This window comes from Streptomyces sp. NPDC049970, assembly GCF_040660235.1.
Lineage (GTDB): Bacteria > Actinomycetota > Actinomycetes > Streptomycetales > Streptomycetaceae > Streptomyces.
In genome coordinates this window covers 225954-240161 of record NZ_JBFALP010000001.1, presented here as the reverse complement: position 1 = coordinate 240161, position 14208 = coordinate 225954, and the positions used below count along the sequence as shown (strand labels likewise).

Annotated in this window: 14 protein-coding genes; 6 read left to right on the top strand and 8 right to left on the bottom strand. The window is 70.0% G+C overall.

Features of this window, described 5'->3' with window-relative positions; translation table 11 throughout:
* Positions 1 to 37 precede the first annotated feature (37 nt).
* The 5 genes from pucL to AB0I83_RS00960 all read right to left on the bottom strand — a co-directional run bounded on the left by pucL (position 38) and on the right by AB0I83_RS00960 (position 2678).
* Positions 38 to 961 (bottom strand): factor-independent urate hydroxylase, encoded by a 924-nt coding sequence (pucL, locus tag AB0I83_RS00980; protein ID WP_363303103.1) that lies wholly within the window; start codon positions 959 to 961, stop codon positions 38 to 40.
* A gap of 5 nt (positions 962 to 966) precedes the next feature.
* Positions 967 to 1356 carry a hydroxyisourate hydrolase gene (uraH, locus tag AB0I83_RS00975; RefSeq protein ID WP_356531665.1) on the bottom strand — a complete coding sequence of 130 codons (390 nt, stop codon included), beginning with the start codon at positions 1354 to 1356 and terminating at the stop codon, positions 967 to 969.
* Between the two features lie 5 nt (positions 1357 to 1361).
* Positions 1362 to 1883 (bottom strand): 2-oxo-4-hydroxy-4-carboxy-5-ureidoimidazoline decarboxylase, encoded by a 522-nt coding sequence (uraD, locus tag AB0I83_RS00970; RefSeq protein ID WP_356841583.1) that lies wholly within the window; start codon positions 1881 to 1883, stop codon positions 1362 to 1364.
* 169 nt (positions 1884 to 2052) lie between these two features.
* Entirely contained in the window at positions 2053 to 2430 is a 378-nt protein-coding gene (locus AB0I83_RS00965) for a helix-turn-helix domain-containing protein (protein WP_356531661.1), read from the bottom strand.
* Positions 2427 to 2678: a hypothetical protein gene (locus AB0I83_RS00960; RefSeq protein WP_356531659.1), complete on the bottom strand. Its 252-nt coding sequence runs from the start codon at positions 2676 to 2678 to the stop codon at positions 2427 to 2429. The genes AB0I83_RS00965 and AB0I83_RS00960 overlap by 4 nt, the downstream gene beginning before the upstream one ends.
* A gap of 357 nt (positions 2679 to 3035) precedes the next feature.
* On the opposite strand from AB0I83_RS00960, the gene AB0I83_RS00955 reads away from it, so the two are divergent.
* The 4 genes from AB0I83_RS00955 (at position 3036) to AB0I83_RS00940 (ending at position 7556) form a co-directional block, all read left to right on the top strand.
* Positions 3036 to 3875, top strand: a complete 840-nt coding sequence (locus AB0I83_RS00955) for a TIM barrel protein (protein WP_356841621.1) — start codon at positions 3036 to 3038, stop codon at positions 3873 to 3875.
* 44 nt (positions 3876 to 3919) lie between these two features.
* Positions 3920 to 4813, top strand: a complete 894-nt coding sequence (locus AB0I83_RS00950; RefSeq protein WP_356531657.1) for a 2-hydroxy-3-oxopropionate reductase — start codon at positions 3920 to 3922, stop codon at positions 4811 to 4813.
* Between the two features lie 182 nt (positions 4814 to 4995).
* The gene (locus tag AB0I83_RS00945) at positions 4996 to 6453 is read left to right on the top strand and encodes a catalase (RefSeq protein ID WP_363303102.1); all 1458 of its coding nucleotides are present in this window, start codon (positions 4996 to 4998) and stop codon (positions 6451 to 6453) included.
* A gap of 326 nt (positions 6454 to 6779) precedes the next feature.
* Positions 6780 to 7556, top strand: a complete 777-nt coding sequence (locus tag AB0I83_RS00940) for a hypothetical protein (protein ID WP_363303101.1) — start codon at positions 6780 to 6782, stop codon at positions 7554 to 7556.
* 95 nt (positions 7557 to 7651) lie between these two features.
* Here AB0I83_RS00940 and gcl read toward each other — a convergent pair whose 3' ends face one another.
* Positions 7652 to 9436 carry a glyoxylate carboligase gene (gene gcl / locus AB0I83_RS00935; protein ID WP_356531654.1) on the bottom strand — a complete coding sequence of 595 codons (1785 nt, stop codon included), beginning with the start codon at positions 9434 to 9436 and terminating at the stop codon, positions 7652 to 7654.
* A gap of 255 nt (positions 9437 to 9691) precedes the next feature.
* Between gcl and AB0I83_RS00930 the strand changes: the two genes are divergently transcribed.
* Positions 9692 to 10405 (top strand): hypothetical protein, encoded by a 714-nt coding sequence (locus AB0I83_RS00930; protein ID WP_356531653.1) that lies wholly within the window; start codon positions 9692 to 9694, stop codon positions 10403 to 10405.
* A 174-nt stretch (positions 10406 to 10579) separates the two neighbouring features.
* Positions 10580 to 10801 (top strand): hypothetical protein, encoded by a 222-nt coding sequence (locus AB0I83_RS00925; RefSeq protein WP_356841589.1) that lies wholly within the window; start codon positions 10580 to 10582, stop codon positions 10799 to 10801.
* Positions 10802 to 10835: 34 nt separating this feature from the next.
* Here AB0I83_RS00925 and AB0I83_RS00920 read toward each other — a convergent pair whose 3' ends face one another.
* Together AB0I83_RS00920 and AB0I83_RS00915 are read right to left on the bottom strand one after the other, a co-directional pair.
* Positions 10836 to 12443, bottom strand: coding sequence for an AMP-binding protein (locus tag AB0I83_RS00920; protein WP_363303100.1), 1608 nt, complete (start codon positions 12441 to 12443; stop codon positions 10836 to 10838).
* Complete coding sequence (locus AB0I83_RS00915) at positions 12440 to 14116, bottom strand: AMP-binding protein (protein ID WP_363303099.1); 1677 nt, start codon at positions 14114 to 14116, stop codon at positions 12440 to 12442. Before AB0I83_RS00915 ends, AB0I83_RS00920 begins: the two co-directional genes overlap by 4 nt.
* Positions 14117 to 14208 lie beyond the last annotated feature (92 nt).

Below are 14208 nucleotides of genomic sequence, written 5' to 3'. Positions count from 1 at the left end.
CGCCGCACTTTTCGGCGGGGGCCGGTTCAGCTCCGCGTCAGAGGTTGGTCATGTCGACCGGGATCTTCGGCTCGACGCCGTCCCGGAGCACCGTCGCCTCGATGAGGCCGTACGGACGGTCGGCCGCGAAGTAGACCTCGTTGTCGTTCTTGAGGCCGAAGGGCTCCAGATCCACCAGGAAGTGATGGTTGTTCGGGAGCGAGAAGCGGATCTCGTCGATCTCGCTGCGGCTGTTGATGATGCGCGACCCCATCTGGTAGAGGGTCTGCTGGAGCGAGAGGGAGTAGGTCTCGGCGAAGGCCTGGAGCATGTGCTTGCGCGCCTGCTCGTAGGACTTCTCCCAGTTGGGCATGCGCTGTTCGTCGCTGGTCCAGTTGTAGCGCCACCGGGCGGAGACGTCGGTCGCGAGGATGCGGTCGTACGCCTCCTTCAGCGTCGTGTACTTGTCCTTGACGTACCCCCAGAACTCCGAGTTGGTGGAGTTCATGACGGTGAGGTCCTTGAGGCCTGAGACGACCTCCCACCTCTCACCGTCGAAGGTGATCTGGCTGACACGGGTCTCCTGGCCCTTGCGGACGAAGGAGTGGTTGACCTCGTCGGCGCCGATGAACCTGGAGTTGCCGTCGGAGGTCGCGATGCGCTCCCAGCCGTACTCCTCGATCCTGATCCGGGCCACCTTGATCGGCTCCTGCGAGGTGACGAAGTGCCGCGCGAGGTGGATGCCGAACTGCTCCGCCGACTCGATGCCGTGTTCCTTGGCGAAGGCGAACACCGTGTTCTTGGTGGTGTCCGTCGGCAGGACGTTGGCGTTGGAGCCGGAGTAGTGGACGTCGTCCATGTCGCCGGAGAGGGCGACCGAGACGTTGAGGTCCTTGATGTGGTGGGTGTCGCCGTCCCGCGTGATCTTAACGACGCGGTTCTCTGCTTTGCCGTACTGGTTCTGGCCGAGAATCGTGGGCATGTCTGCTAGCTCCCTCGGTAAACGGAGTAGCCGAACGGGTTGAGCAGCAGCGGTACGTGGTAGTGCTCGCCCGGGGTGACCGCGAACGCGATCGCCACCTCCGGGAAGAACGCACCGCTGTCCCTTACGCGGGGGGCGTCCTGCTGCGCCTCGGCTTGCTTCTTGCTGGTGAAGTACGACTCGGTGTCGAACTCGAGCCGCACATGGGTGGTTCCCTCCGGCAGCGCCGGCAGGTCCTTGCAGCGCCCGTCCGCGTCGGTCGCGGACCCGCCGAGCGCCACGTAGTCGCCGCCGGCGCCGCGGGCGGCGAGCGAGACGGCGACGGCCGCGGCGGGGCGGCCGATGCTGGTGTCCAGGATGTGGGTGGACACCGATGCGGTGGTGTCGGTGCTCATGACCGTCACGCTCCTTGTTCTGGGGAGTCCTGCACGAGGCGGGTCAGCCGAATGCGGTTGATCTTGCCCAGTTCGGTGCGCACGTGTCCGCGCTCCTCCTCGGGCGAGTTCCCGATCCGGGACCTCACCGCGTCGCGCATCTGCTCACCGGTGGCCCCGGTGGCACAGATCAGGAAGACGTGTCCGAACCTCTCCTGGTAGGCCAGGTTCAGTTCGAGCATCTCGGTCCTGAGCTCCTCGGACGCACCGGCCATCCCCCGCTGCTCGCGGGCCGAGTCCGGGTCGCCGGGCTTCGGGCGGCCGATCGGCGCGTGTCCCGCCATGGCCTCGGACAGGTCCTCCGCCGAGAGCTGGGCCGTGGCGGCGTCACTCGCGGAGAGAAGGGCTTCCGTGCCGGCGTACGGCCGGTGGGCCAGGACGGCGTTTCCCCAAGCCGCACTGGCACAGACCTCGTGCAGCGCGGCTGTGGCCTCGTCGGCCGCCAGGGTGTTGAACCGGGCGAGGCCCGGTGTGGAGCTCGAAGTCACGGGAGCCTCCGTGGCTGTTTTTCGCTGTGCGTTGTCGGGCTGCGGATAGCTAACGCCCTCAGCAACACCACGTCAACAGTTTGTTGAAATTCCGCGAACAGATGATGCCGCCGCCCGACTTCCCGGACGACGGCATCGGCAGGCGTACGCGCCGCCGGAGGGACGGTTCTCAGTCACCCTTGGCCGCGCTGTCGCGGTTCAGGTAGTTGTAGACGGTGAAGCGGGAGACGCCGAGTGCGCCCGCCACGGTCTCCACGCCGTGCCGCACGGCGAAGGCGCCACGCGCCTCCAGGGCCCGCACCACGCCCTGTTTGGCCTTGCGGTCCAGGTCGGCCAGCGGCATCCCGTGCCGCCGCTCCATCGCCGCCAGGATGTGGTCGAGCGACTCGGAGAGCTGAGGAAGGCGTACGGCTATGACGTCCGCACCCTCCCAGGCGAGCACCACGTCCTCGGCGGTGGCCTGTTCCGGGTCCAGCAGTTCGGCGCCCATGGCGTCGGCGAGCGGCTTCACCGCGGAGACCAGGGGATGGTCGGCCGGGCCGGTCACGGGGTGTCCTCCCCGATCACGTTGAGCTGGAGCGACACCCGGGTGGCACCCGAGGCCAGGGCCTTGCGCAGGAGCGAGTCCACCGCGGTCAGGATCTGGTCCGCGCCCCCCTCGGCCGTGTTGCCGAACGGCCCCACGTCCACGGCGTCGAGGCCGGCCGCCTGGACGACCTCGCGGGCCACCACCGCATGGGCGGGTGCCTCGTCGAGATCGAAGGGTTCGGTGGTGAATTCCACCCTCAAGCGCACGGTGCCTCCCTCATGTCCCGCCGTGTCCATCGGCTCGCACGGCTCGCCACGACCTTATGGCACGTGAGTGGAGCGACCCGGTCCCGGCGGGCAGGCGGACAGCGGGCCGCGGCGCCCCACGGTCCGGCCCGCACACTCCCGGGTGGACGACGCGGTCGGGTCGCCGCGCACCTTCCGGCACACGGCACCGCCCCTCTGACCAGGCAGGCGTGAGCAGGGGCGGGGTGGGGGGCCGAGCGGCCTCCGCCCCGCTTCCGTACGTCCGGAAAATCGGGCGGCCTCTTGACAGCCCCGCCACCCGCCGGGCAATCTTCCGTTAGGCAGAAACAAACTTCCGCGATACGGAAGGAGCGCATGATGGGCTTCTCGGACCAGCGCTTCGATGTGAACCTCTCGATCCTCTTCACCGAACTCCCGCTCCTGGAGCGCCCGGCGGCAGCCGCCGCGGCGGGCTTCACCGCGGTCGAGCTCTGGTGGCCGTGGATCGAGACCCCCACCCCCGCGCAGGCCGAGCTCGACGCCCTGAAGAAGGCGCTCGACGACGCGGGAACCCAGCTGGTGGGGTTGAACTTCTACGCGGGCCTGCTGCCCGGCCCCGACCGCGGGGCACTCTCCGTGCCGGGCGAGGAGTCGGACCGCTTCCGCGCCAACATCGACGTGGCGGCCGACTTCGCGGCCTCGGTCGGCTGCAAGGCGCTCAACGCGCTGTACGGCAACCGGGTCGAGGGTGTGGAGCCCTCCGTCCAGGACGAACTCGCCCTGGAGAACCTGGTCCTGGCCGCCCGCGCGGCCGACCGGATCGGGGCCACGCTCCTGATCGAGACCCTCAACGACACGGAGTCGCCGCTCTACCCGCTGGTGAGCGCACCGGCCGGTGTGGATGTCGTCGACCGCGTCAACGAGGCGACGGGCCTGGGCAACGCGGCGTTCCTGCTGGACCTCTACCACCTGTCGATGAACGGCGAGGACCTCAGCCAGGTCATCAAGGCGTACGCCTCGAAGACCGGCCACGTCCAGATCGCCGACAACCCGGGGCGCGGCGCACCCGGCACCGGCTCGCTCCCGCTGGAGCGGCTCCTCGACGAGCTGACCGAGGCCGGTTACGACGGCTGGGTCGGCCTGGAGTACAAGCCGGGCGACCGACCGAGCGCCGAGTCGTTCGGATGGCTCCCCGCCGAGCACCGGCCGGCCCGCTGAGGGCCCCCGCCCCACGTACACACGCTTACCCGGAAGGCACCCTCATGAGCAGCAACCTCCCCAAGGTCGCCTGGATCGGTCTCGGCATCATGGGCTCCCCCATGTCCGAGAACCTCGTCAAGGCCGGATACCAGGTGACCGGCTACACCCTCGAGCAGGACAAGGTCGACCGCCTCGTCGCGGCGGGCGGCCGGGGCGCCGCGTCGATCGCGGAAGCGGTGCGCGACGCCGATGTCGTCGTCACGATGGTCCCGGCGTCCCCGCAGGTCGAGGCGATCGCGTACGGCCCGGACGGCATCCTGGAGAACGCCCGCCGGGGCGCCCTGCTGATCGACATGTCGTCGATCACCCCGCAGACCTCCGTGGACCTGGCCGAGAAGGCGAAGGAGAAGGGCATCCGCGTGCTGGACGCCCCGGTCTCCGGCGGCGAGGCCGGCGCCGTCGAGGCCGTCCTGTCCATCATGGTCGGCGGCGAGCAGACCGACTTCGACACCGCCCAGCCGCTGCTCCAGGCGCTCGGCAGGACGATCGTGCTCTGCGGGCCCCACGGCTCCGGCCAGACGGTGAAGGCCGCCAACCAGCTGATCGTCGCGGTGAACATCCAGGCCTGCGCAGAGGCCGTGGTCTTCCTCGAGAAGTCCGGGGTCGACCTGGGCGCCGCGCTCGACGTCCTGAACGGCGGGCTCGCCGGTTCGACGGTCCTGACGCGCAAGAAGGACAACTTCCTCAAGCGGGACTTCGCTCCGGGCTTCCGGATCGACCTGCACCACAAGGACATGGGCATCGTGACGGACGCAGCCCGCAACGTCGGCGCGGCCCTGCCCGTCGGCGGCGTGGTCGCCCAGCTGGTCGCCTCGCTGCGCGCGCAGGGTGACGGCGGGCTCGACCACTCGGCGCTGCTGCGCTCCGTCGAGCGGCTCTCCGGCTCCCAGGTCTGACACCCCGGCCCTCCCAGGGCCCCCCGAACTCCGGGTCGCGGTGGCGCTGACACCTGTCCTGTCGCGCCCAGGCGTCGCCGCGGCCCGGAACCTCCTCCTCCAATTTCAACAAACTGTTGACGTGCCGATCCTGGTCTATCTACGCTCCTGAAGCCGTCAGCAGCCCCGTACGGAAGGCCTCCATGTCCCAGCGTGTGCTCACGACCGAGTCAGGCGCCCCGGTCGCCGACAACCAGAACTCCGCCACGGCCGGCACCGGCGGGCCGATCCTCCTCCAGGACCAGCACCTGCTGGAGAAGCTCGCCCGCTTCAACCGTGAGCGCATCCCGGAGCGCGTGGTCCACGCCCGCGGTTCCGGCGCGTACGGATACTTCGAGGTGACGGACGACGTCACCGGTTTCACCCGCGCCGACTTCCTCTCCGAAGTGGGCCGCCGCACCGAGACGTTCATCCGCTTCTCCACGGTGGCCGACTCGCTGGGCGGCGCCGACGCCGTACGCGACCCCCGCGGCTTCGCCCTCAAGTTCTACACGGACGAGGGCAACTACGACCTGGTCGGCAACAACACCCCGGTCTTCTTCATCAAGGACCCGGTCAAGTTCCCCGACTTCATCCACTCCCAGAAGCGCGATCCGTTCACGGGCCGTCAGGAGCCGGACAACGTCTGGGACTTCTGGGCGCACTCACCCGAGGCGACCCACCAGGTGACCTGGCTGATGGGTGACCGCGGCGTCCCGGCGTCGTACCGCCACATGAACGGCTACGGCTCGCACACCTACCAGTGGACCAACGCGGCGGGCGAGGCCTTCTTCGTGAAGTACCACTTCAAGACGAACCAGGGCGTGCGCTCGCTCTCCGCCGATCAGGCCGCCGAGCTCGCCGGCAAAGACGCGAGCTCGCACCAGACCGACCTGCTCCAGGCCGTCGAGCGGGGTGTCAACCCGTCCTGGACCCTGCACGTGCAGCTGATGCCCGCGGCCGAGGCCGCGGACTACCGGTTCAACCCCTTCGACGTCACGAAGGTGTGGCCGCACTCGGACTACCCGCTCCAGCGGGTGGGCCGCCTGGTGCTGGACCGCAATCCGGACAACGTCTTCGCCGAGGTGGAGCAGGCGGCGTTCTCGCCGAACAACTTCGTGCCCGGCATCGGCCCGTCCCCGGACAAGATGCTCCAGGGCCGGCTGTTCGCCTACGCGGACGCGCAGCGCTACCGGCTGGGCATCAACCACACCCAGCTGCCGGTCAACGCGCCGAGGACGGCCGTCGTCGACAACTACGGCCGCGACGGACTGCACGCGACCCGCCACGGCTCGCGCCAGGACAAGAACTACGAGCCCAACTCGTACGCCGGGCCGTCACAGACCGGTGAGGCCCTGGCCGCCCCGCTCGCCGTGCACGGCTGGACGGGTACGCACGAGGCGCCCGCCCACACCAAGGACGACGACTTCTTCCAGGCGGGCGAGCTCTACCGGCTGATGTCCGCGGAGGAGAAGGGCCGCCTGGTCGCCAACATCGCCGGCGGCCTCTCGCAGGTCACCCGCGACGACGTCATCGAGAAGAACCTCGCCCACTTCCACGCCGCCGACGCCGACTACGGCAGGCGAGTGGAGGAGGCCGTCCGCGCGCTGCGCGAGGACTGAGCCTCTCCCCCCAGGGCCCTGCCCGTGCCGCGCACCCGGATGAGGGGCGGCGCGGCACCGGCAGGACGGGACCGCGGCGGCGGACGACGCCAGTGCGGTGGCGAAGGGCCGGGTGGCCCGCTCCAGACCTGAAGGAGCGTCCCACCCGCCGCCCGAGGTCCGCCGTCGCGGTCGCTGTGAACAGATGCCGGAGTGCGGTGCACGCTGTTCGCGTGCACCGCACTCCGGCATCTGCCGATTTCCCTGACTATTCGTCAAGAATGTTGATTCACAACTGAGTACGAGAGCGGATGGCGAGCTCCGCTCCCAGCGGCGAAGATGGCCGCATGACTCCGCGAGTACCGGCCCGCACGTCCGCCAGGCGAGGCGCAGCCGGGGGGCTGTCGGCCCTGCTCCTGGCCTTGGCCGTCTCCGCATGCTCCTCCGAGCACCGCGCCACGAGCCCCGGGGAGGTGCGCGAACTCTCCGCGGGGGCTCCGGCGCGCAAGGCGCGCGAGGAGTCCGAGGAGCACCTCAGGGCCGTCGTGCGTGCGTACGACGAGAAGACCCCCCTGACCCTCGGCCTGGTCGTGGTGAACGACACCTGCGCCGGTGGCGGGGAGAAGGAGTGGCTCGCCCGGGCCGAGGACGACAGGTACCTGATCCGCTGTTCCATGGACGTCACCGCGTACTACGGAACCGCCCCGGACCGGATCGGCGACGTGCTGGACGCCGTCCTCACGGCCGGCGACAGGGACGCGTCCGACACGGATCCGGCGACCCTGATCCCGTTCGGCCACGACGACTACCGGGAACGGCTCGTCGGCTACTACCGGGATCACGGCCCGAACCCGTCGGGCCCGGACGCGCCTGAGCCCACCCAGCTGTCCGATCCCGCGCACGACGTCTCCTGGGACACCGTGCGGAGCTCCGCACGGACCCGGCTCGAGGAACCGGATCCGTGCGCGGACGACGAGGGGACCGTCGCGCGATGCCTGCGCGAGCCCGCGTCCAGGACGGTCGCGGAGCTGCGCGAGGAGTACGGGCTGGTCCTCAGAGTGACACTCTCCGCGCCCGGTTACTACGAGGCGTACAAGGGCGACGGCACGTCCGGTACCCGGTAGCGGGACGCCGGCCCGCGCGAGGGACGGCGCCCGACCCGGACACGACGACGGCCTCCACGACCCGTGCGGGTCGTGGAGGCCGGAGTCGCTCCAGGTCAGGAAACCGACAGCGGGCGGATCGCGGTCGGGGCGTGGCCGGGCTCGGACGCCACGTCCTCGAACTCGTTGACGGACGCGATGTCGGTCCCGCTCATCGAGATGTTCGTGACCCGCTCCAGGATGGCCTCGACGACGACCGGCACCCGGTGCTCGGCGGCGAGCTTCTTCGCCTCCTCGAAGGCAGGCAGCAGCTGGTCGGGCTCGGTGACCCGGATCGCCTTGCAGCCCAGGCCCTCGACGACCTTGACGTGGTCCACGCCGTAGACGCCCAGCTCCGGGGAGTTGAGGTTCTCGAACTCCAGGTTGACCTGGAAGTCGATGTCGAAGTTGCGCTGGGCCTGCCGGATGAGCCCCAGGTAGGAGTTGTTGACCAGCACGTGGACGTACGGGATGCGGTGCTGGGCGCCGACCGCGAGCTCCTCCAGCATGAACTGGAAGTCGTAGTCGCCGGAGAGGGCGACGACGGAGCCGTCCGGGTCCGCCGTGGCGACACCCAGCGCGGCCGGGATCGTCCAGCCGAGCGGGCCCGCCTGGCCGCAGTTGATCCAGTGGCGCGGCCGGTAGACGTGCAGCATCTGCGCGCCGGCGATCTGGGAGAGGCCGATCGTGCTGACGTAGCGGGTCTCGGGGCCGAACGCCCGGTTCATCTCCTCGTACACCCGCTGGGGCTTCAGCGGCACGTTGTCGAAGTGCGTACGACGCTGGAGCGTGGCCCGGCGCTCCTGCGTGGACGCGGCCCACACCGAACGGTCCTTCAGCCCACCGGCGTCCTTGAGCTCACGCGCCACCTCGACGAAGAGCTGGAGCGCCGCCTTGGCGTCGGAGGCGATGCCGAGGTCAGGGGCGAAGATCTTGCCCAGCTGGGTCGGCTCGATGTCCACGTGGACGAAGGTGCGGCCCTTGGTGTAGACGTCCAGCTTGCCGGTGTGGCGGTTGGCCCAGCGGTTGCCGACGCCGAGGACGAAGTCGGACTCCAGGAAGTTCGCGTTGCCGTAGCGGTGCGAGGTCTGGAGGCCGACCATCCCGGCGTTGAGCGGGTGGTCGTCCGGCAGGATGCCCCAGCCCATCAGCGTGGGGACGACCGGGACGCCGGTCAGCTCCGCGAACTCGACCAGCAGGTCGGACGCGTCGGCGTTGATGATGCCGCCGCCCGCGACGAGCAGCGGGCGCTCGGAGGCGTTGAGCATCTCGACGGCCCGCTCGACCTGCTTGCGGGTCGCGGCGGGCTTGTGCACGGGCAGCGGCTCGTACAGCTCGGGGTCGAACTCGATCTCGGTGAGCTGCACGTCGATCGGCAGGTCGACGAGGACCGGTCCGGGCCGGCCCGTGCGCATCAGGTGGAAGGCCTGCTGGAAGACGCCGGGGACCTGTGCGGCCTCCAGGACGGTGGTCGCGGCCTTGGTCACCGGGGCGGCGATCGACGCGATGTCGACGGCCTGGAAGTCCTCCTTGTGGAGCACCGCCGTCGGGGCCTGGCCGGTGATGCAGAGGATCGGGACGGAGTCGGCGATCGCGGAGTAGAGGCCGGTGATCATGTCGGTGCCTGCGGGGCCGGACGTACCGATGCAGACCCCGATGTTCCCGGCCGCGGCACGCGTGTAGCCCTCGGCCATGTGGGACGCGCCCTCGACGTGGCGCGCAAGGGTGTGGTCCACCCCGCCGGAGGCCTTGAGAGCCGCGTAGAACGGGTTGATCGCCGCACCCGGCACGCCGAACGCGTTGCTGACGCCTTCGCGCTTGAGGATCTCAACTGCCGCTCGGGCAGCGGTCATACGAGGCATGAGTACTCCTGCTCGGACCTGGTGGAGTCGGGCTCTGTCGCGCCACCTGAGAGCACCAATTCCGCATTACGGAAACTTACTTCTACTATACGGAATCAACTTAGGGCCGCCCCGCGCAGTCGTCAAGGGAGGGCGCCCGGACGGCGGGCGAGATGGGCCGGAGTGGGCCGTTCCGCTGCCCCGGACGTCGCTCCTGGTGGACGATGGGGGCACGGAAAGCGACCGCCGCGAGCGCGGCGAAGGAAGGGGCAGCACGTGGAGTCCGTACCGGTGCGCTGCCCGGTCTGCCGCCGGGACCACGCGTACATCACGCCGGTATACCCCTGCCCGTGCGGCTCCCCGATCGCTCCACCGCTGATGCGCGGCGCCCCGGCCGTACCGATCACGCACCGCACCTGGAACGACGACTGGGTGAGCGTGCGCTGCCACTCCTGCGGACGGCGCGACCAGTGGCCGCACCCCGAACTCTGCTGCCCCTGCGGCACGGTGCTGCGGGTCCCCGTACGCCCGGTGGCCTCGCACGGCGGCGCACCGCCCGCCCCGCAGGGCCCGGCGCACATACCCCTGCCGCGTACGGCCGCGCACCCGCGCCCGTCGTTCCGGCCCCTGGTGATACGCACGGCCCGCGACGCCGTGAGCACGGCGGCGCTGTACCTGCAGTGGCTGGGCTACCGCGACGTCCTCCAGCCAGAGGTCCGGCCCAGCTCCCGGATAGACCTCAGGGCGGCCGGCCTCATCGCCCAGGTCGACGCGACCACACGGCCGACGGCCCTGCGCGACGTCGAGTGCCTCTGGCTCAACGCGCTCAACTCGTCGGTCTCCGGCGTACTCTTCTCCCTGGCCGGCTACACGGACGAGGCCCGCACCCGCGCGGACGGGCTCGCCGTCCCGCTGTTCGTCCTGGACCTCACCGGTACGCCGCAGCCCGTGAACGGGCCGGCGGACGAGCTGATCAGCGCCGGTCCCTGACGATGCGTCAGGTCACCGCCCCTCCTCCGGTCCCGCGAAGACCCGCCGGGACGCACCGGGACCCGCCGAGAGACACCGCGCCCCCCGGAGACCCACGGAATGATTTCGGTCACCTGTGCCCCGCGGGGCCCTTATGTTCGGTCTGTTGTCGGTATGAGGACGTACAGTGAAGGCATGGTCTTAACTCCACGGCTTACCACCCACTCCGTCCCCGTTTTTCCGGCCCAGCCCGCACACCCGTCCGCCGTCGAGGCGAACGACGCCATCCGCGCGCTCGTGGACGCGCGTGCCGGCCAGGACTGGACGTCCGTCGAGGCCGCGGAGTACGAAGTGCTGCTCATCGAGTGGGCGGCCGCGACCCAGGGCATCGGCTCCGGGGTCATCGAGGCCGCCTGACCCTGCGGCGCCCGGCCATCCCGGGGCTCCGGCCCTACGCGCCGTAGCCCTCCCGCAGTTCGATCTTCCGGACCTTCCCGCTCACCGTCATCGGGAAGGCGTCCAGGATCCGCAGCCCACGCGGGATCTTGTAGTGGGCCAGCTTCTCGCGGCAGTACGCCGCCAACTCGTCGAGGGTCGGCGGATCGGCCGGGTCCCGGGGAATCACACAGGCCAGGATCTCCTCGCCGTACCTGTCGTCGGGCACTCCGACCACCTGGACGTCCGCGATCTTCGGATGGCCGTAGAGGAACTCCTCGATCTCACGCGGATAGACGTTCTCACCACCACGGATGATCATGTCCTTGATCCGGCCGACGATCTGGACGTACCCGTCCTCCCGCATCACCGCGAGGTCACCCGTGTGCATCCACCGTCCCGCGTCGACGACTTCGGCGGTCCGCTCGGGCTGGTCCCAGTAGCCGAGCATCACGCTGTACCCGCGGGTGCACAGCTCACCGGCTTCACCGCGCGGCAGCGTCACCCCGGTAGCGGGTTCGGTCACCTTCACCTCGATGTGCGGCATGGCCCGGCCGACCGTGCCGGTACGACGCTCCAGGTCGTCGTCCCCGCGGGTCTGGAGGGACACGGGAGAGGTCTCCGTCATGCCGTAGCAGATGGACACCTCCGCCATGTGCATCTCCGCGACGACCCTCTTCATCACCTCGACCGGGCAGGGAGATCCGGCCATGATCCCGGTACGGAGCGAGGAGAGGTCGTACGACGCGAAGCCGGGCAGGTCGAGCTCCGCGATGAACATGGTGGGCACGCCGTAGAGCGAGGTGCAGCGCTCCCGCTGGACGGCGTCGAGCACGGCGGCGGGCTCGAAGGCGGGGGCCGGGATGACGATGCAGGCCCCGTGCGAGGTGATGCCGAGGTTCCCCATGACCATGCCGAAGCAGTGGTAGAACGGCACCGGCAGGCAGACCCGGTCCTGCTCGGTGTAGGCGACCATCGCCCCCACGAAGTACCCGTTGTTCAGGATGTTGTGGTGGGAGAGCGTGGCACCTTTGGGGAAGCCGGTGGTGCCGGAGGTGTACTGGATGTTGATCGGGTCGTCACAGGACAACTCCGCTTCGCGTGCCCCCAGTTGTTCGGGGGTCACGGTGTCTGCGGCGCTCGTGAGCTCGTCCCAGGACGGGTCACCGATGTAGTGGACGGCGCGCAGCTCGGGGCAGTCGGCGCGCACCTGGCCGACGAGCGCCCGGTAGTCGCTGGTGCGATGGGCGAGCGAGGCGATCAGGAGGGAGATCCCGGCCTGGTCGAGTACGTACTTCAGCTCGTGCGCCCGGTAGGCCGGGTTGATGTTGACCATCACTGCGCCGATACGGGCCGTGGCGTACTGGACGAGCACCCATTCCGGGCAGTTGACCGCCCAGATTCCGACCCGGTCCCCCTTGGCGACCCCGGACGCCATCAGTCCGCGGGCCAGTTCCCCGACGGCCGAACCGAGTTCGGCGTAGGTCCAGCGGCGTCCGGACACCACGTCGACCAGGGCCTCCCGCTCGGGGAAGTCCTCGACCGCCCGTGCCAGGTTCCGCCCGATGGTGTCGCCGAGCAGCGCCGTGTCGCCCGTGCCGTGCGCGTAGGACAGGTCGCTCATCGCAGGTCCCCCTCGTCGTACTCGGTGCCGGTCCCCCGGGCCGTGCGCTCGCGCAGCTCGATCCTGCGGATCTTGCCGGAGACCGTCTTGGGCAGCTCGGCGAACTCCAGCCTCCGGATGCGCTTGTACGGCGCGAGGACCGCCCTGGAGTGCTCGAACAGCGCCTTCGCGGTGCCGGGCCCCGGCTCCCACCCCTCCGCCAGTACGACGTACGCCTTCGGGACGGAGAGGCGCACGGGATCGGGGGCCGGCACGACCGCGGCCTCGGCGACCGCCTCGTGCTCGAGCAGGGCGCTCTCCAGCTCGAACGGCGAGATCTTGTAGTCGGACGCCTTGAACACGTCGTCGGCCCGGCCCACATAGGTGATGTAGCCGTCCTCGTCCCGCGAACCGATGTCGCCGGTGCGGTAGTAGCCGCCCGCCATCGCCTCGGCCGTGCGCTCCGGGTCGCCGTGGTAGCCCGTCATCAGTCCGACGGGGGCGGAGGCGAGGTCGAGCGAGATCTCGCCCTCCGCCGCGCCCGGCTCGCCGGTGACCGGATCGAGCAGCACGACGTCGAAGCCCGGGCTGGGCCGCCCCATGGAACCCGCCTTGAGCAGCTGCCCGGGGGTGTTGGCCACCTGCACGGCGGTCTCCGTCTGGCCGAAGCCGTCGCGGATGGTCACGCCCCACGCCCGCCGGACACTCTCGATGACCTCGGGGTTCAGCGGCTCGCCCGCCGCGACCACCTCGCGCGGCGGGGTCCTCAGCTGTCCGAGGTCGGCCTGGATGAGCATCCGCCAGACCGTGGGCGGCGCGCAGAAGCTGGTGACGGACGAGCGGTCCATCTCCGCCATCAGCCGTCCCGCGTCGAACCGGGTGTAGTTGAAGATGAAGACGGTGGCCTCGGCGCTCCACGGCGCGAAGAGGTTCGACCAGGCGTGCTTCGCCCAGCCGGGCGAGGAGATGTTGAGGTGGACGTCACCGGGCTTGAGGCCGATCCAGTACATCGTGGACAGATGGCCGACCGGGTAGGAGACGTGGGTGTGCTCGACCAGCTTCGGACTCGCCGTGGTGCCGGAGGTGAAGTAGAGCATGAGAGGCTCGTCGGCCTCCGTCTCCCGGTCGGCGGTGAACGTCTGCGAAGCCTCGCCGGCCCCGCTGTAGGGCAGCCATCCCCCGACCTCGGCGCCGACCGCGATCCGTGTGTAGCCGCCGGGCACCTCGTCGAACTTCGCCGTGTCCTCGGCCCGTACGAGAACGTGGCCGACCCGGCCGCGCTCCACCCGGTCGCGCAGGTCCAGGGGGCCCAGCAGCGGGGTGGCGGGGATGACGACGGCCCGCAGCTTCATCGCGGCCAGTGCCGTCTCCCAGAGCTCGGTCTGGTTGCCGAGCATGACGAGGATCCGGTCGCCCTCGCCCACTCCCTGGTCCCGGAGCCAGTTCGCGGCCTGGTTGGAGCGGGCCGCCATCCGGGCGAAGGAGACCTCGGTACGGCCTCCGTCCTCCTCCACGATGTGCAGGGCGGTGCGGTCGTTGCCCTCGGCGATGACGTCGAACCAGTCGAGCGCCCAGTTGAAGCGGTCGGGCCTGGGCCAGCTGAAGCCCGCGTGGGCCGCGGCGTAGTCCTCGCGGTGCTCGATCAGGAAGTCCCGGGCCGCCCGGAACGTCTCCGTCGCACTCGTTGCCGGCATGTGCCCTCCTCGTTGCGGACCCGTCCCTTAACATCATGTGAACAGTGACCTGGATCTCACCACCCCCGAACGGGGGTACGGCCGACAGGGCG